15 protein-coding genes are annotated in these 19,322 nt (G+C 30.0%); 11 read left to right on the top strand and 4 right to left on the bottom strand.

Translation table 11 applies throughout. The features are described 5' to 3' along the window. Positions 1–10 precede the first annotated feature (10 nt). The 8 genes from FDT66_RS07045 to FDT66_RS07010 all read left to right on the top strand — a co-directional run bounded on the left by FDT66_RS07045 (position 11) and on the right by FDT66_RS07010 (position 14,610). Positions 11–949, top strand: a complete 939-nt coding sequence (locus FDT66_RS07045) for a carbohydrate kinase family protein (RefSeq protein ID WP_246034781.1) — start codon at positions 11–13, stop codon at positions 947–949. Positions 950–973: 24 nt separating this feature from the next. Then, on the top strand, positions 974–2,713 hold the full coding sequence (locus tag FDT66_RS07040) for an alpha-amylase family protein (protein ID WP_138535462.1): 1,740 nt from the start codon (positions 974–976) through the stop codon (positions 2,711–2,713). Positions 2,714–2,807: 94 nt separating this feature from the next. Next, entirely contained in the window at positions 2,808–5,090 is a 2,283-nt protein-coding gene (locus tag FDT66_RS07035; protein WP_138535461.1) for an NADP-dependent malic enzyme, read from the top strand. A gap of 221 nt (positions 5,091–5,311) precedes the next feature. Next, positions 5,312–5,893 carry a Holliday junction branch migration protein RuvA gene (gene ruvA, locus FDT66_RS07030; RefSeq protein WP_138535460.1) on the top strand — a complete coding sequence of 194 codons (582 nt, stop codon included), beginning with the start codon at positions 5,312–5,314 and terminating at the stop codon, positions 5,891–5,893. Positions 5,894–5,897: 4 nt separating this feature from the next. After that, positions 5,898–13,082 (top strand): T9SS outer membrane translocon Sov/SprA, encoded by a 7,185-nt coding sequence (sov, locus tag FDT66_RS07025; protein WP_138535459.1) that lies wholly within the window; start codon positions 5,898–5,900, stop codon positions 13,080–13,082. Positions 13,083–13,103: 21 nt separating this feature from the next. Continuing rightward, a complete protein-coding gene (gene gcvH / locus FDT66_RS07020; protein ID WP_138535458.1) occupies positions 13,104–13,484 on the top strand; it encodes a glycine cleavage system protein GcvH in 381 nt (126 codons plus the stop codon). A 58-nt stretch (positions 13,485–13,542) separates the two neighbouring features. Then, positions 13,543–13,827, top strand: a complete 285-nt coding sequence (locus FDT66_RS07015; protein ID WP_246034780.1) for a VanZ family protein — start codon at positions 13,543–13,545, stop codon at positions 13,825–13,827. A 63-nt stretch (positions 13,828–13,890) separates the two neighbouring features. Continuing rightward, entirely contained in the window at positions 13,891–14,610 is a 720-nt protein-coding gene (locus FDT66_RS07010) for an energy transducer TonB (protein ID WP_138535457.1), read from the top strand. A gap of 112 nt (positions 14,611–14,722) precedes the next feature. On the opposite strand, the gene FDT66_RS07005 is transcribed toward FDT66_RS07010, so the two are convergent. Both FDT66_RS07005 and FDT66_RS07000 read right to left on the bottom strand, forming a co-directional pair. Next, a complete protein-coding gene (locus FDT66_RS07005) occupies positions 14,723–15,082 on the bottom strand; it encodes a hypothetical protein (RefSeq protein ID WP_138535456.1) in 360 nt (119 codons plus the stop codon). Positions 15,083–15,207: 125 nt separating this feature from the next. Next, positions 15,208–15,558: a toxin-antitoxin system YwqK family antitoxin gene (locus tag FDT66_RS07000; protein ID WP_138535455.1), complete on the bottom strand. Its 351-nt coding sequence runs from the start codon at positions 15,556–15,558 to the stop codon at positions 15,208–15,210. 160 nt (positions 15,559–15,718) lie between these two features. Between FDT66_RS07000 and FDT66_RS06995 the strand changes: the two genes are divergently transcribed. The 3 genes from FDT66_RS06995 (at position 15,719) to FDT66_RS06985 (ending at position 17,160) form a co-directional block, all read left to right on the top strand. Further along, the gene (locus FDT66_RS06995; protein ID WP_138535454.1) at positions 15,719–15,919 is read left to right on the top strand and encodes a dodecin family protein; all 201 of its coding nucleotides are present in this window, start codon (positions 15,719–15,721) and stop codon (positions 15,917–15,919) included. A gap of 62 nt (positions 15,920–15,981) precedes the next feature. After that, positions 15,982–16,338: a DUF1304 domain-containing protein gene (locus tag FDT66_RS06990; RefSeq protein ID WP_138535453.1), complete on the top strand. Its 357-nt coding sequence runs from the start codon at positions 15,982–15,984 to the stop codon at positions 16,336–16,338. 15 nt (positions 16,339–16,353) lie between these two features. Next, positions 16,354–17,160, top strand: a complete 807-nt coding sequence (locus tag FDT66_RS06985; protein ID WP_138535452.1) for a mechanosensitive ion channel family protein — start codon at positions 16,354–16,356, stop codon at positions 17,158–17,160. 2 nt (positions 17,161–17,162) lie between these two features. Here the strand turns inward: FDT66_RS06985 and tsaB are convergent, their stop codons facing one another. Then, the gene (gene tsaB / locus FDT66_RS06980) at positions 17,163–17,849 is read right to left on the bottom strand and encodes a tRNA (adenosine(37)-N6)-threonylcarbamoyltransferase complex dimerization subunit type 1 TsaB (protein ID WP_138535451.1); all 687 of its coding nucleotides are present in this window, start codon (positions 17,847–17,849) and stop codon (positions 17,163–17,165) included. 93 nt (positions 17,850–17,942) lie between these two features. Beyond that, positions 17,943–19,268: a TolC family protein gene (locus tag FDT66_RS06975; RefSeq protein WP_138535450.1), complete on the bottom strand. Its 1,326-nt coding sequence runs from the start codon at positions 19,266–19,268 to the stop codon at positions 17,943–17,945. Positions 19,269–19,322: the final 54 nt, after the last annotated feature.

Below are 19,322 nucleotides of genomic sequence, written 5' to 3'. Positions count from 1 at the left end.
TTAAATTATTTTGAAAAATTTTATAAGAAATATAGATATTTTATGTGTTGGTGAAGTCTTAATCGATTTTATTGGTCACCAAAACAATGTATTAATTAATGAAACCAGAGATTATCACAGGTATTTGGGTGGCTCACCAGCGAACGTTGCTATGAATTGCAAACGATTAGGGTTAAACTCAACAATGGTTGCTACAGTTGGTAATGATGGTTTTGGAGAGTACGTTTTTAAAAGATTAGATGAAATTGGTATAGATACAAAACACATAAAAAAACTCGATAATAAAGCCACAAGCGTCATTTTTGTATCAAAATCAAACGGAACACCAGATTTTATACCCTATAGAGATGCAGATTGCGCAATTTCTGAAGAGCAAATAACAGTAGAAATGTTAGCTGCTACAAAAATATACCACACAACTTGTTTTGCATTGAGTAAAAAACCTGCGCAAACTACTATTTTAAATAAAGCAGCAGAAGCTTTTAAAAGTGGATGCAAATTAAGTATCGATTTAAATTATGCTAAAGAATTATGGTCTAATAGAGAAGAAGCTTTAGAAGTTATAAAAACATATTGCAAATACAATCCATTAATAAAAATTAGTGATGATGATATGTTTAGATTCTTCGAAAAAGAATTATCGCACGAAGAAATTTTTAGTTTCTTTCATAATTTAGGAGTGGAAACTGTTTGTTTAACTTTAGGTAGCAAAGGCGTAAAACTTTCTCAAAAAGGAAAAGAAATTATTGAATTACCTGCAATAAAAATAGAAAAAGTAATGGATACAACTGGAGCAGGAGACGCTTTTTGGTCTGGATTTTTATTCGCTTATATTAAAGAAAAACCAATAGAAGAATGTTTGCAAGTCGCTTTAAAATTAGCAGCTTTAAAACTTCAAAATGTGGGTAGATTGCCAGATAACATCAATATTTTATCGAAACTTTTATAAGTTTTTTCCAAATTTCAGCATCTTATGAATTCAGAAAATAAAAACACTATTTCTAACGGAGTAATGCTAAATGCATATCCAGATAGTATTGGGCACAACTTAAGTGACACTGTAAAAATGCTTCAAAATGAAGCTTTTAAAGATGTGTTTTCTTTATTTTATGTGTTGCCAACTTTTTTTAATAGCGATTTAGATAGAGGGTTTTCTGTAATAGATTACAATTTAAATGAAGAATTAGTTTCTAAAGATGATTTAAAAGCGCTAGGAAATTTAAATATCGAATTAAAATTCGATATTGTTTTAAATCACCTTTCTGTAAATTCTCCACAATTTAAAGATTTATTAAAAAATGGTGAAAATTCTAAATTCAAAGAATTTTTTATCAATTGGAATACTTTTTGGCAAGGAAATGGAAAATTAAATGAAAAAGGAATCGTAATTCCAGAAGATCAGTTTTTAAATAAATTATTTATGAGAAAATCGGGTCTTCCTATTTTAAAAGTCCCTTTTCCTGATGGAACAGAAAAACCATATTGGAATACTTTTTATCAAGAAATAAACTATCATAAAGTTACTATTGAAGACGTTTTAATTATTGAAGGAGTTACTAAAAATGAAGCTAAAATTATTAGTGAAAAAGTAAATATAGCAATTGAAAATAATCTTAAAATAGAAGATATTGATTTTGAAAATTTCAATAAATTAAAAGGTGAAATCATTCAAATTGTACATAAAAAAAGAACTTTTTTAGGGCAAATGGATGTAAATGCAAAATCAGAATTAGTTTGGGAATTCTATGAGGAAACATTGGCGAAAGTAAAAAGCTTTGGTTGTAAAATTTTACGTTTAGATGCTTTTGCGTATTTACACAAAGAAGTAGGGCAAACAAATTTTTTCAACAAACCTGGTACTTGGAATTATTTAGACCGAATTAACAAAATTGCAAAAAAGAATGATTTAATACTACTCCCAGAAATTCATGCAGAATATGGTGTAAATCTGCATGATGAAGTTGCCAAAGAAGGTTATCAAATTTACGATTTTTTCCTACCAGGTTTAATGATTCATACATTGGAAACTGCTTCGAATAAAGCAATTATAACTTGGGCAAAAGAAATAATTGAAAAAGGGTATAAAACCGTAAATATGTTAGGTTGCCATGATGGAATTCCTGTGTTAGATTTAAAAGGAAAAGAAGTAAATGGTATTTATAACAAAGGTTTATTGGAAGATTCAGAAATAGAATCTATTATGGAAACTGTTATAAATCGTGGTGGAAGAGTTAAAAATTTATATGATCCTTCAGGAAAAAAAATATCTTATTACCAAGTAAATGCAACTTTTTTTAGTGCTTTAGGTGAAAATGAAAATAAACTATTATTAGCAAGAGCCATTCAACTATTTATGCCTGGTATTCCTCAAGTTTGGTATTTAGATCTTTTTGCCGGTAAAAACAATTATGAAGCTGCAAATAAAGGTGGTAGTGGAGGTCATAAAGAAATTAATAGAACCACACTTACAGAAAATGATATTGAACAAGGTTTAAAGAAAGACGTTGTTAAAAATCAACTTCAATTAATGCGTTTAAGAAATACTTCTAATGCTTTTTTAGGTACTTTAAAAATTGAAAACTCTAATGAAAACGAACTCCATATTATTTGGAAAAACAATAATGAATTTGCAGAATTAAAAGCGAATCTCACTTCGTATTCTTTTACTGTAACTTTTTCAGAAAATGAAAACATCAAAAATATGAGTTTCTAAATCAAACTTACAGTAATTTTTCTTTATCTAATTTCGTTTGCTCTTCCATTGAAAACCATATATTTGTGGGTTACAAACAAAGACCAAATTTTTTATGAGTGATTCTAGAAAAAGACACGAAGCCTTATTATATCACGCAAAACCGAAACCTGGGAAAATTGAAGTGATTCCAACTAAAAAATATGCAACGCAACACGATTTAGCATTGGCATATTCTCCAGGAGTTGCAGAACCTTGTTTGGAAATTGCAAAAGACAAAAACAACGTTTATAAATATACCTCTAAAGGAAATTTAGTAGCAGTAATTTCTAACGGAACTGCTGTTTTAGGTTTGGGTGATATTGGACCTGAAGCCTCTAAACCAGTAATGGAAGGTAAAGGTTTATTATTTAAAATTTTTGCAGATATAGATGTTTTTGATATTGAAGTAGACACTAAAAATGTTGAAGAATTTATAGCAACCGTAAAAGCAATTGCCCCAACTTTTGGTGGAATTAATTTAGAAGATATCAAAGCACCAGAAGCTTTTGAAATTGAAACACGATTAAAAGCAGAACTAGATATTCCTGTAATGCATGATGACCAACATGGAACAGCAATTATTTCTGCAGCAGCTTTAAAAAATGCTATCGATATTTCAAAAAAGAATATTAAAAAAATAAAAATTGTAGTAAATGGTGCAGGCGCTGCAGCAATATCTTGTACTCGCTTGTATTTAGAGTTAGGTGTAAAAAGAGAAAACGTAATAATGTGTGATAGCAAAGGTGTTATCAGAAAAGATAGAGAAAACCTTACTTCACAAAAAGCAGAGTTTGCTACGAGCAAAAAAATCAACACTTTAGAAGAAGCAATGCATAATGCAGACGTTTTCATTGGACTTTCTATGGGTAATGTAGTTACACCAGAAATGTTACTTTCTATGGGAAAAAATCCAATTGTTTTTGCCATGGCAAATCCAGTTCCAGAAATAGATTATGATTTAGCAATTGCTACCAGAAAAGATATTATTATGGCAACTGGTAGATCAGATCATCCTAACCAAGTAAATAACGTTTTAGGTTTTCCATTTATTTTTAGAGGTGCTTTAGATGTTAGAGCAACCAAAATTAATGAAGAAATGAAAATTGCTGCTGTTCATGCCTTAGCAGATTTAGCAAAAAAATCAGTTCCAGAACAAGTAAACATTGTTTATGATGAAGTAAGTTTAACTTACGGAAGAGAATACATTATACCAAAACCATTTGATCCAAGATTAATTTACGAGATTCCACCAGCGATTGCAAAAGCAGCTATGGACTCTGGAGTGGCATTAGAACCAATTGAAGATTGGGACAAATATCGCGAACAATTAATGGAGCGTTCTGGTTCTGGAAGCAAAGAAATTAGATTATTACATAACAGAGCCAAAAGCAATCCAAAACGTATTGTATTTGCAGAAGCAGACCATTTAGATGTACTAAAAGCAGCACAAAGAGTTCACGAAGAAAAACTTGGAAAAGTAATTCTTTTAGGAAGAAAAGAAGTGATTTTAGAACTTAAAGAAGAAATTGGTTTTACTGATGATGTAGTTATTATAGATCCAAAAACCGACGAAGAAAGTAAAAGAAGAAATCGTTTTGGTGAAGCTTACTGGAAAACACGTCAAAGAAAAGGACGTACATTTTCTGAAGCTAAAAAATTAATGCGAGAACGTAACTATTTTGCTGCAATGATGGTAAATGAAGGTGAAGCAGATGCTTTAATTACTGGTTATTCAAGACCTTACCCTTCTGTAGTAAAACCAATGTTAGAGTTAATTGAGAGAGACAAAGATGTAACTAGAATTGCAGCATGTAATTTAATGTTAACCAAACAAGGGCCATTATTTTTAGCTGATACCACAATTAACGAAAGTCCTTCTGCAAAAGATTTAGCAAAAATTGCACAAATGACTGGTAATTTTGCGAGTATGTTTGGTGTAAAACCAAATATTGCTATGTTGTCTTTTTCTAATTTTGGGTCTTCAAATTCTGAAACTTCAAAAAAAATTAGAGAAGCTGTTTCTTACATTCACCGTCATTTTCCAAAAGTAGTTATTGATGGAGAAATTCAAGCAGATTTTGCACTGAATCCAGAATTATTAGCCAAAGAATTTCCTTTTTCTAAACTAAATGGAAAAAAGGTAAATGTGTTGATTTTTCCAAATTTAGAGTCTGCAAATATTACCTACAAACTTCTAAAAGAAGTACAAGGTGCAGAATCTATTGGTCCAGTAATTTTAGGTTTTAACAAACCTGTACATATTTTACAATTAGGTGCAAGTGTAGATGAAATGGTAAATATGGCAGCTTTGGCTGTTGTAGATGCACAACAAAAAGAGAAGAGGAGGAAAAAGTAAGCAATTGCTGTTTTCAGTGGAAGTTGGAAGTTGGAAGTTTAAAATGACAAAAAATCGCTTTGTTAAAAGATGGTTGATGTAAGACCTTTTACGAACAAATTATAAGTTTGGTCTATTTTATAGCTTCAATAATCTCTTTTCTTTTTTCAATTTTATCAATATTTTAAAAAATTAAGCAACAACAAATATAAAATAGTACTTTAGAAGCCTGAAAATATTTTATGATTACACAAGTTAGAGGAAGATTGGTAGAAAAAAATCCTACAGAAGTAGTTGTAGATTGTAATGGTGTTGGCTATTTATTACATATTTCATTAAATACTTTTTCAAGTTTACCAGAAAATGAAAACGTAGTTTTATACACACACCTATCTATTAGAGAAGATGCACATACGCTTTATGGATTTATCAATAAAACAGAAAGAGAAGTTTTTAAGCTGTTAATTTCAGTTTCTGGAGTTGGACCAAGCATTGCAAGAACCATGTGTTCTTCTATGACTTCAGAAGAAATTCAAAATGCAATTGCGTCTGAAAACGTAGCTGTAATACAGTCTGTAAAAGGTATTGGAGCAAAAACTGCACAACGAGTTATTGTAGATTTAAAAGATAAAATATTAAAGACCTTTCATATGGATGAAGTTTCTCTTTCTGTAAGCAATACAAACAAAGATGAAGCGTTATCTGCTTTAGAAGTTCTAGGTTTTAACAAAAAACAGTCAGACAAAGTAATTACTGCAATTTTAAAAGAAAATTCTGAAGCTTCTGTTGAAAAAATTATAAAATTAGCTTTAAAAAGTTTATAATCCATTGAGTACATTTTTAAAAAATACTTTCCTTTTTCTAACAGTAACTTTTGCTGTTAGCTTAACAACATACGCACAAAAAAATTCCGAAAAAGATACACTGCTTGTAAAAAATGATAGCTTAAAATTACGATATGATTTTAATAGCAATCAAAAAGGAGGTCTTTTTCTAGACGATTTAGCAGAAAAAGTAGTCATCTTTGATAAAGTTTTAAACAGGTATGTAATTGTAGAAAAAATAGGAAATTACTACACAAAAACACCTATTTATTTAACACCGAGAGAATATGAAAAATATCGTTTAAAACGCGATATGATGCAATATTTTAAAGACAAAGTAAGCGCAACCAATAGTAAGAAAAAAGGTGCTGCAGATGCTCAAAAAGATTTATTGCCAACTTATTACGTAAACTCAAAATTTTTCGAATCTATTTTTGGAGGAAACACTGTAAAAGTAACTCCAACTGGTAATTTAAACTTAAAGCTTGGTTTTATTTATCAAAATACAGACAACCCACAAATTTCAGAAGAAAACAGAAGTAACTTTACCTTTGATTTTGATCAGCAAATTAACGCAAGTATTCGTGCAAAAGTTGGTGAACGTTTAGAGTTTACCGCCAATTACGATACCCAAGCATCTTTCGATTTTCAAAACTTAGTAAAAATTGGATTTACACCAACAGAAGACGATATTATTCAAGGCTTAGAAGCAGGTAACATTTCTATGCCAATAAAAAACTCGTTAATTAATGGTGCACAAAGTTTATTTGGAGTAAAAACAGATTTAAAGTTTGGAAACACTAACATTACTGCTGTTTTTTCTCAACAAAATTCCGAAAGTAAAACAGTAGTTTCAGAAGGTGGTGCTTCTATTCAACAATTTGAGTTAAGAACAACAGATTATGATAATGATCGTCACTTTTTCTTATCTCAATATTTTATAGACAATTACGCAGCTTCATTAAAAAATTATCCTTTAATAAGTAGTCCAATTAACATTACTCGAATAGAGGTTTGGATAACCAACAGAAATGCAAGTACAGAAGATTTTAGAAGCATTGTAGCAATTGCAGATTTAGCAGAATCTGACCCAAATGTACTTGTTGATCAAAACGGAAATATTGTTCCTAGTGCAAATCAAGCAGTTGTTTCTGGTAAAAACCTACCTTTTAACGGAGCAAATAATATTTATGAACCTTCCATTTTAAACGGAATTAGAGACGTTTCTACAGTAGAAAGTACTTTAAGAAACTCTTTAAATATGGAACAAGGTACAGATTATTCCTTATTAGAAAACGCAAGAAAATTAGATCAAAATGAGTATAAATTAAATACTCAATTAGGTTTTATTTCATTGAATAGAAGGTTGAATGATGGTGAGGTTTTAGCAGTTGCCTACGAATATACAGTGGCTGGAAATGTAACAGGAAGCACAAAAAATTCTTTTAAAGTAGGTGAATTTTCTAATGACGGAATTCAAGCACCAAACAATTTAGCTGTAAAATTATTACGAAGTGAAATTTTACAAACCAAAAGACCAGATGGAAATGGTGGAGAAGAATCTTTTCCAACATGGCGTTTAATGATGAAAAATGTGTATGCTTTAGGAGCATTTCCTTTAACACAAGATGGTTTTCGATTTGAAATTCAGTATAGAGATGATCAAACCGGAATTCCATCCAACGTTTTACAAAACGCACAAACTGCTGGTATTGCAAACAAACCACTATTACAAGTATTAAATTTAGATCAATTAGATCAAAGTCAGTCTAGAAATCCAGATGGTTATTTCGATTATATTGAAGGTATTACCGTAAACTCAGAAAACGGATTTATCTTTTTTCCAGAACCAGAACCTTTTGGTAATGACCTTGTTCAAATAGATCCTAATGATAATGGTTTAGATCCAAACACCTCTGATGTAGAAAAGTTTGCTTTCCCAGAATTGTATTTAAACACAAAAATTAACATTAAAAACAACTTTCAAAATAAAGACAAGTATTTCTTAAAAGGATATTTTAAATCAGAAAATGCAGGTGGAATTCCTATTGGAGCTTTTAACGTACCAAGAGGTTCTGTAAGAGTTTCTGCTGGTGGAAGGCAGTTAGTAGAAGGTGTAGATTATGTGGTAGATTACAATTTAGGAAGAGTACAAATTATAGATCCAGGTTTACAAGCTTCTGGTGTTCCAATTAGCGTTTCTACAGAAAACAATGCTGTTTTTAATCAACAAAGAAAAACCTTTATGGGTATAGATGTTGAACACAAATTTTCTGATGATTTTATAGTGGGTGCAACGTATTTAAATATTGAAGAAAGACCTTTAACGCCAAAAGTTAATTTTGGTGCAGAACCTATTAATAACACCATGTTGGGTTTCAATTTTAATTACTCAACAGAAGTACCTTATTTTACCAAATTAGCAAACAAACTACCTTTTGTAGATACTGATGCACCATCTAATATTTCTGTAAGAGCTGATATGGCATATTTAATTCCAGGCACACCAAGTGGAATTGATGTAACAGGTGCAGCAACATCTTATATTGATGATTTTGAAGCTTCACAAGTGCCTATTAGTTTACTTTCTCCTTTAGATTGGTATGAAGCAAGTACCCCAAAATATTTTCCAAATTTCAATGGAGAAAGAGATGATTTATCTTACAATTACAAAAGAGCAAAACTAGCTTGGTATAGTGTAGATCAAATTTTTTATGGTGCAGGTGAAACACCAGCAAGTATTGATGCAGATGAGCTTTCAAGAGCAGAAACAAGGCAAATTAATTACCGTGAACTGTTTCCAAACGTACAGTTAGATATTACACAAAACTCATTAATACGAACGTTAGATTTAGCTTATTTTCCAGCTGAAAGAGGATCTTATAATTTTGATCCAAATGCAAACTTTCAAAACGGAAAAGTAACTTTACCAAATCCAGAAACTAGATGGGGTGGAATTATGAGGCCATTAACCACCAATAATTTCGACCAAGCAAACGTTGAGTATATTCAATTTTGGATTATGGATCCTTATGAAAACTATTCTATTACTCCTGAAGAAGGTTTGCCACAAGGCGTAAATCCAAACAGTCCAATAAACCAAGTTGGAGACTTATATATCAACTTAGGAAACATTTCTGAAGATATTTTAAAAGACAACCGTAAAATGTATGAAAATGGTTTGCCAGAAGACGGTTTAAAGGTTAGTGGAAATAATGTAACAAGAACAATTTGGGGAGATGTACCAAGAAACCCTTCTATAATCTACGCTTTTAATGAACAAGATGAAGCAAGAACAAATCAAGATTTAGGTTTTGATGGTTTGGGTGATGTTGAAGAGAGCAACTTAAGTGGAGTTTCTGGAACCAACTACGCAACTTTACCAGATCCAGCAGCAGATAACTTTCAGTTTTTTAGAGGTGGTAATTTAGAAGCTATAGACGCATCATTAATAACAAGATATAAAGATTTTAACAACACACAAGGCAACTCACCAACCTTAAATCAATCTACAGAACCTTTTCCAACATCTTCAACAACATACCCAGATGTAGAAGATATTAATAAAGATCAAACAATGAATACTGTAGAGAGTTACTACGAATATAAAATCTCTCTAAATAAAAATAGTTTACGAAAAGGTGTTGGGTATATTGTTGATGAAAAAGTTACTACTGTAACTCTAGAAAACGGAACAACGCAACAAACAAAGTGGTATCAATTTAGAGTTCCTGTAAGAAGTGGAACTCCAATAAATAATATATCTGACTTTAATAGCATTCGTTTTGTAAGAATGTTTTTAACCAACTTTAAAATTCCTGTAGTAGTTCGTTTTGGTGAATTAGATTTAGTTCGTGGAGATTGGAGACGTTACGTAAAAACACTAGATCCAGCTGTAAATCCAGATAGAGATTTAACACAAGACGAATTAAATGATTTTGAAGTTGGTGTAGTTAGTATAGAGCAAAATGAAGGAAGTTACATACAACCTCCAGGAATTGAGCGTGAACGCTTACAAGGAAGCACAACAGTACAATTACAAAACGAACAGTCTGTAACTTTAAAAGTAAATAGATTAGAGCCTGATAAAGTAAGAGCTATCTATAAAAACATAAGTGTAGATTTAAGACGTTTTAAGCGTTTAAAAATGTTTATGCATCTCCAAGAAAATGAAGGTGAAACCGTTTTAAATGACAACGATTTTTCTGGAATTATTAGGTTAGGAACAGATTTAAATGAGAATTTCTATCAAATTGAAATTCCTTTAAAAGTAACCAAAAACGGAACTTCACAGTTAGATATTTGGCCAGAAGCAAATAACTTAGATGCATTTTTAGAATCTTTTGGAAGAGTAAAATTAGAAAGAGATGCTTTAGGTGGTACAGTTGCTCCCATAAATGAAATTTATACTTCTACAGAGCAAGATCCTAGTTTACCGTATACAATTTCCGTAAAAGGAAATCCAACTTTGGCACAGTTAAGAACCATAATGTTAGGTATTAAAAACATTTCACTAACACCTAAAAGTGGTGAAATTTGGTTTAATGAATTACGTTCTGCTGGTTTTGATAACGATGGTGGTTGGGCTGCAGTTGTAAATGCAGATGCTAATTTTGCAGATGTTGCAAACGTTTCTGTAGCAGGAAGCATGTCTACAATTGGCTTTGGTAATGTAGAAGATAGAGTAAACCAAAGAAGCTTAGATGAAACCAGGCAATATGATGTTGCAACAACTGTTAATTTAGGTAAAGTTTTAACTCCTGAAAAATGGGGCATCCAACTACCAATGAGTTATAGTGTTGGAGAAAAATTTATAGATCCTAAATTTGATCCACAATACCAAGATGTTCAGTTTGATGATGCCAAAACCTTTTTAGAAGCGCAACCTGCAAGTGCTGAGAGAGATCAAGCATTAGAAAATATTAATAGTGCCCAAGACTATACCAAAAGAACCAGTATTAGTTTTATGAATGTAAAAAAGAATAGAAATCCAAATTCAACAAAAAAACCAAAGTTTTACGATATCGAAAACATTTCTGTTTCTTATGCGCATAATAAAGAGTTTCATAAAGATTATAATATAGAAAAATACATCAATGAAAGTGTAACTGCTGCAGCAACTTACAATTACAATTTTCAATCAAAGCCTATTGAGCCTTTTAAAAATGTACAATTTTTAAACAGTAAATATTTAAAGCTTATTAAAGATTTTAACTTCAACCCTGTTCCAAGCACTTTTGCTGTAAACTCAAGAATTAATAGAAATTATACAGAACAACAATCTCGAAATTTAGTTCCAGGATTATCACCTCAACCAGAATTAAAACAACGTAGATTTTTGTTTGATTGGGATTATACAATTGGTTTCGATTTAACAAAATCTATTCGACTAAACTTTAATGCCACCAATAGTTATATTTACGATACCTTTGATACTACTGAAGATATACAAGTTTTTGATGATTTCTTTAATACAGGTAGAGCAAACCATTATCATCAAAAATTAAATGGAACCTATCAACTACCTATTGATAAAATTCCTTTTTTAAGTTGGATAAAAGCTGATTATGGATATGAAGCCGATTTCGATTGGCAAGCTGCAGCGCAAAGTAGTATTGATGTAAATGGAGTTGATGTACCTTATGTAGATTTGGTTGGTAATGTTATTCAAAACTCAAATACACATAATTTAAATACCACGTTAAACTTCGATAAGTTTTACAAAAGCCTTGGTTTTGAAAAGTTATTGTTGAGTAAAAATCAACGAAAAAACTCAAAAAATTTAAAAGGTATTGGTTTACCTCCAGCTCCAGGAAAAATAAATCAGAAAAAGAAACTTTCGTTAGGAAAACAAATTTTAAAAGGTACTTACGATGTAATAACCTCTGTAAAACAAGGTAAAATTAGTTATACAGAAAATAATGGACAATTATTACCAGGTTATACTGAAGATGTTGGATTTTTAGGAGGCGCACCAACCTCTTTCGCATTTGGTAGTCAAGTAGATATTAGAACAAAAGCACTAGAAAATGGGTGGTTAGTTGGCCCAAGAGATCCTAACAATAGTGAGTATTACAACAAAACATATACAAGAACTCATTACAACAAATTAGATTATACATTTACCCTAAAACCTTTTACAGATTTAAATATAGATGTTAGAGGAAATAAAATAAAAACAAGAGAATTATCACAACAAGTAGATGTAGTAGAAAATGGAACAGAAAACGGTGAGTTAGATTTTAGTGCACCAGCTTTTGAAAACGGAAACTTTAGTACAAGTTTTTCAATGATTTCTACCGTTTTTAAAGATGCTGATGTACTGTTTCAAAACCTTCGTGATTTTAGAAGTACCATTTCAAATCGATTGGCTGCAGAAAGTGGAAATCCAGTAAGTGGTTTCGGAGAAAATAGTCAACAAGTATTATTACCAGCATTTATAGCAGCATATTCCGGAAAAAGTGCCGAAACAGTAAACACCTCTTTGTTCAGAAACATTCCAATACCAAACTGGACCTTGCGTTACAACGGTTTAATGAAATTTAAATGGTTTAAAAGCAACTTCAGTAACTTTGTAGTTTCTCACGGTTATAACTCTTCTTACACCGTTTCTAGTTTCACAAATAACCTACAATATGATGCTGCAAATCCAACAGTTACAAATACAGCTGGTAATTATGAACCAGAATTATTGGTATCAGCAGTTACTTTGGTTGACGAATTTTCACCACTAATAAAAGTAGATATGAAAATGAAAAACTCATTTTCTTTAAGAGGTGAAATAAAAAGAGACAGAACATTAACCATGAATTTTAACAACAGCACCTTAACAGATATTAATGGTACCGAATATATTTTTGGATTAGGTTATGTTTTTAAAGATGTAAAAGTAAATACACGCTTTACAGGAAAAAAACAAACCTTAAAAGGAGATATTAATTTAAGAGCAGATGTTTCTTTAAGAGATAATTTAACACAAATTAGAGCTGTTGATGAAGATAATAATCAAATTAGTGGTGGTCAACGATTATTTTCTATTAAATTTATCGCCGATTATAGATTAAGTAGTAATTTAACCGCGTCGTTTTATTACAACCATCAAACGTCAAAATATGCAATATCCACCACATTTCCAAGACAGGCAATTAATGGTGGCTTTAACATAGTTTATAACTTAGGAGGAAATTAAAAATTAAAAAATTAGTACAAAATGAACATTCCATCAAACTTAAAATACACTAAAGATCACGAGTGGATTCAATTAGAAGGTAACATTGCAACAGTAGGTATTACAGATTTTGCACAAGGCGAATTAGGTGATATTGTTTACGTAGATGTAGATACTTTAGACGAAACTGTAGAAGAAGGTGAAGTTTTTGGTTCTGTAGAAGCAGTAAAAACAGTTTCAGATTTATTTATGCCATTAACTGGTGAAATTATCGAGTTTAACGAAGCTTTAGAGGACGAACCAGAATTAGTAAATTCTGATGCTTACGGAAAAGGTTGGATGATTAAAATTGAAATTTCAGACAATTCTCAAATAGATAATTTATTAGATGCAGAAGCGTATCAAAACCTTATTAAAGGGTAAACTTCTACTAATTTCTATCGGAATTACTATTAGCATTCTGTATTTAAGCCTCATGAAAATGCCTAAATACGAAACCTCAATAAGTAATATTGATAAATGGCAACATGGTTTTGCCTATTTTACATTATCTATTTGTTGGCTGCTTACATTTATAAACAAAGCACAAAAAAAATACCTAATTGCTTTTTTATGTATTGCCTTTGGCATAATTATTGAAGTTTTACAAAATGAATTAACTTCGTATAGAACAGGAGATTATTTAGATGTACTTGCAAATACAACAGGAGTTCTGTTAGGATTAGTAGTTTTTAATCAGATTTATAAAAAAAATCTACATAATTAACACTAAGACTTGTATATCAAACAATTTTTTGACTAAATTAGCGAACTATTAAAACTCTTTACAATGGAAATAAAGAAAAATCCGAAATCGAATTTAGAAAATTACAGCAAAATATTTATGCAAATTGGGCTTGTTTTAGCTTTATTTATAACTTTTGTTGCAATTGAGAAAAAAACTTACGACAAAACTATTGGTGACTTAGGTGTTGTAAATATGAATGCTTTAATGGAAGAAGATATTCCAATTACTGAAAGAGTTATTCCAGAAACTCCAAAAGCACCACCACCACCAGCTCCAGAAAAAATAGAAATTGTAGAAGACGAAAAAGAAGTTGAAGAAACTATTATCGAATCTACAGAAACAGATGAAACTGTTGCTGTTGTAGTTGAGGAAATTGTAGAAATTGCAGAAGTTGAAGAAGTTGTAGAAGATGTAAGTTTTATGATTATTGAAGATGTACCAGTATTCCCTGGATGTAGTGGAGACAAACAAGAACTAAAAGACTGTTTTAGTAGAATGGTACAAAAACACTTTACTAGAAAATTTGATGCAGAATTACCTAATGAATTAGGTTTATCATCAGGTAAGAAAAAAGTATTTATTGGCTTTAAGATAGATAGAAATGGAAACATTGTAGATGTTAATGCAAGAGCTCCACACCCAAAAATTAAAGACGAAGTTATTAAGGTAATGAAATTATTACCTAAAATGAAACCAGGTAAACAAAGAGGAAAGCCTGTAGGAGTAAAATACAGTATTCCTTTTACATTATTAGTTGAGTAAAACAACTTTGTAATAAATTAAAAAAAGTGCTTAGATTTGATTTCTAAGCACTTTTTTTGTGCTTTTAAAGGAAATCAAAACATGTTTAAATAAAGCCATAAAGCTGAAGAAACTATTTATAATTCAACGGTCTTAAAGTAGCAATTTTTGGTATTTCAGTAATATCAGACATACCATCAATTGAATAAAACTCTAATTCAGTTGGCATTTCTTTTGTTCCGAATATAGATATTCCAATTAATTCACCATTATTTCCTCTCCCTTCATAATCAATCAATAAAAATCCTTTTTGGATTTCAGAATCAAATGATTTTCCAAAGATTATAGTTGGACAAATTCCACAACCACATCTAGCTATAACTTTTAGATTGCCAATTATATTAGTCCATTCCGATTTTTCTTTTCTAAAAAGATACCTAAGAAATTCGATTTCAACTTTTTTTAAATCTCTTTTATATGGAATACTATACATTTCATCAATTGAACAATTATATAACTTCTCTTAAACCATTGTAAATATATAGTAAGTTCAAATAAATCAAAAGAAAAACCCAAAGTGTAAACACTTTGGGTTTTTATTATTAAATGTATGTTTTATTATTTATTAGAAGCTAATTTAGCTTCTGCCTTCCATAAGTTTACATCTACAATAGCATTGTCTTTGTATGTAATTTCTTTTAAAGAATTATCACCCCAGATAAACCATTTTCCTACTTTTTTTCCATCTTTATAAAAAGCCATTTGAGATTTATTTCCTTTTTCATCAAATCGAACCCATTTTCCGGTTAATTTTTTGTCTTTAAAATAACCTTCTGTACTAACAGTTCCATTATCGTGATAATAAGTTGCCTTTACCAAATCTCCTTCTGCTGTATAAGTAGGTTGTTGTTTCTGAGAATATCCTATTGCTGCTATGCAAAAGGCACATATGGTTATCAATTTTTTCATCACTTAATATTTTAGGGTTAACGTTTCTTTTACAAATATACAATTTTTGTAACAATTTACAAACAATTTGGTAACATTAAATTAACATTGGGTTGTAGACATACATAATCGTCTGATTTTATTATATTTACAAATATGAATCAATAAAAAAATTATAATTATGGCAGTAATGAAAGTAATAGAAGTGCTAGCAAATTCAGAAAAAAGTTGGGAAGATGCTACAAGAAAAGCTGTAAAACAAGCTTCAAAATCTGTAAAAAATATTAAATCTGTTTTTGTACAGTCTCAAAGTGCAGTTGTAAGTGGAAACGATGTTGCAGAGTTTAGAGTAAATTTAAAAATAACCTTTGAAGTAAATTAATGCTTTTAAGAAAATCTAAAAAAAAGTGATTTAATATTATTTAAATCACTTTTTAATTTAATATGGAAAACATAAAAATAGTTGCCATCCTTTTTGTATCAATAATACACCTTTACATTTTATTTTTAGAGATGTATTTATGGACATCAGAAAAAGGAGTAAAATCATTTGGTTTAAAAAATAAAGAGTTTGCACAAGAAACAAAAGTAATGGCTGCAAACCAAGGCTTATACAACGGTTTCTTAGCAATTGGTTTGCTTTGGTTTCTACTAATTGACAATACGAATGGTATTAAATATCTTTTAGTTTGTGTGATTGTTGCTGGTTTGTATGGCGCGTATTCTACTAGATTAATAAAAATTATTTACATTCAATCTATACCCGCAATTATTGCATTATTGTTAACTTTGTTTTTTTAAAATAAAATAACAAATATGGAAGAATACTTAGTATTATTTAAAGAAACTATAGCTGAATACTTACCAAAAGTTTTAATGGCTTTGGCTATTTTAATTATAGGTTTAATTGCAATAAAAATAATTGTTAGTACAATTAAAAAGATTTTAGTTAAAAGAGAGGTAGATGTTTCTCTTCAAAAATTTTTAATAAGTCTATTAGGTTGGTCACTTAAAATATTACTATTTGTTACAGTAATTGCAAAGTTAGGAGTAGAAACTACTTCTTTTGCAGCAATTTTAGCAGCTGCAGGTTTAGCTATTGGTTTAGCACTACAAGGTTCTTTAGCAAATTTTGCTGGAGGTGTTTTAATAATGATTTTTAAACCTATAAAAATTGGTGATTTCATTGAAGCGCAAGGTGAAAGTGGAACTGTAAAAGAAATAGAAATTTTTACAACCAAATTAAATACACCAGATAATAAAGAAATTATTATTCCTAATGGTGCACTTTCAAACGGGAATATTGTAAATTATAGTACGGAAGCTACACGTCGTGTTGATTTTACTTTTGGTGTTGGTTATGATTCTGATATTAAAAAAACAAAAGAAATTATTTTTGAAGTTATTAATAAACATCCACTAATTTTAAAAGATCCTGCAGCAGCAGTAAATTTATCGGAATTAGGAGATAGCTCTATTAACTTTTTTACTCGTGTTTGGGTAAAAAAAGAAAATTATTGGGCAGTTAAGTTTGATATTTTAGAACAAACCAAAGAAGCATTTGATGCTGCTGGAATAGAAATTCCTTATCCACATGCGGTTCATATTAACAAACAAGCATAAACCTAAAAAGTTGGTTTTTTCTTCTTTTCAGGAATTACAATAAAATCTTTTAAATAAAAAGGTTCAAAATAAGCGACATCTTCGATGTCGTTTTTTTTATACTTTTCAAATGATAATTTTGCCATTTCTTTAGATGAAGGAAACTTATCGTCTATAAAAAAAGCATTTTTATGGGTAATAATTTCTTTGCATTTGTGAGCGCCATCTCCAAGAAAGTAAACTTTATTGTTTTCTAAATATTCAGCAAAAGAGTTCTCATTTATAATTTGTGCTGTTGTTGTTTTTATTTGTTGGTTGTTTTTGTTAAAAACAGCTGCATACACTTCCATTCTTCTTGCATCTAGCATAGGTATTATAACTCCTTCTTCAATATCAACAGCATAAGATAACGAGGTTAAAGTATCTATAGAAATTAATGGTATGTTTAAAGCAAAACAAAGTCCTTTTACGGCAGAAACACCTATTCTTAATCCTGTATAAGATCCTGGTCCTTTACTTACGGCAATTGCGTTAATTTTAGGTTTTAATATGTTTGCTTCTTGCAAAACATCTTCTATAAATGGATGCAAAACCTCAGCATGAGAATAATTTCCGTTATTTAATTCTTTAATTGCTAAAATTTTTCCGTTTTGTGCAATGCTTACAGAGCAGTTTTTAGTAGATGTTTCTATATTTAAAATTATTGCCAACCTTTATTTTTTTACAAATATAATATTTCAAAAAAACAAAAACCTCACAGTATTTAAAATCTGTGAGGTTTTTTAATATTATTTAATTGCTTGTTATTCTAATATCAAATCACCAGAATAAAATTGCAACACTTTTGTTTTGAAAACATAATCGTACTTAGATCTTATCATTGCAGCTTCAGCATTTACCAAACGCGTTCTTACCAAATCAAAATCAAATAATGTCATTGCTCCATAGTTATAACGTTCTTCAGCATTTTTGAAAGCTTCTTGCTGTGATTCTAAAGAAATTTTAGCAGCTTCATATGTTTTTAAAGCTGTTTTAACATCTAAAAATGCTTGTTCTATTGTTTGTTGTAAATTTAGTTTTTCATTTAATAGTCTTGTTTCAGATATTTTTTTATTTATTTCTGACTGAGATACTCTGTTTTTTGTTTGAAAACGATTAAAAATTGGAATATTTAAAGATGCTCCAATATTATAACCTAAATTATCATTAAGTTGAGTAACAAAATCATCGTTAGAAAAAATCTCATTAAACCTATGACTATAACCTGTTCCCATACCTGCAAAAGCTGATAATGTTGGCATGAAAAAACTTTTAGCTATTTCTATGTTATATTCTGAATTTTGTATTGCTAATTGAGCTCTTTTAATTTCAGGCATAGTAGTTAATGCTGTTTGATAAACTACGTCAGAGTTTTTATATAATAGCGATGCTGTTGGTGTTCCAACATCAATAGCAGCAACATCAAAACCTTCTACTGGCTCTTGTAGTAATTGAGCTAAGTTAAGTAGTGCAATATCTAAGGCATTTTCTCTAGTAATTACATTTTGTAAATCATTTGCTGCAGTAGATTGTGCGTTTAATAAATCTCCTTTTGGAATAGCTCCAGCTTCAAATCTTTTCTTTGCAGCTTCTATTTGCGTTTTACTAATCTCATATTGAACTTTTGCTGCATTAAGATTTTCTTTAGCAAACAATACATTTAAATAACCATTCACAACAAATAAAGAAACATCATTTTCAATTTTCTTTAAATCTAACATACTACTTTCTAAACCTAACTGCGCTTGTTTATAGGTATTTGTATTTCTAAATCCATTAAAGATATTTATGTTTGAACTTAGATTGAATGATGCATTAAAGTTATCTGTAGAAATTCTTGTATTACTTACATCATCAATAAAAGATCCAAATCCGAACCTTCCAGAAGAACTTCCATTTAAATTTGGTAAAAAATTACCTTTGGCAATATCTACATCTTTTTTTGCTAATTCTAAACTTAATCTGTTCTGCTGAATAGAAATGTTTTTATCCAATGCTTGATTTACAGCTTCTTTTAAAGTCCATTGTTTTTGTGAAAAAGTAGCAATTGAAGTAATTAATGCTACAATTAAAATAAGGTTGGTTTTCAAAATGTTTAATTTTAATATTATGTTGATTGATTTTTACTGATGATACAAAAAAAT

This window comes from Polaribacter aestuariivivens (genome assembly GCF_005885675.1).
GTDB lineage: Bacteria > Bacteroidota > Bacteroidia > Flavobacteriales > Flavobacteriaceae > Polaribacter > Polaribacter aestuariivivens.
This window is presented reverse-complemented; position numbering and strand designations above follow the sequence as displayed.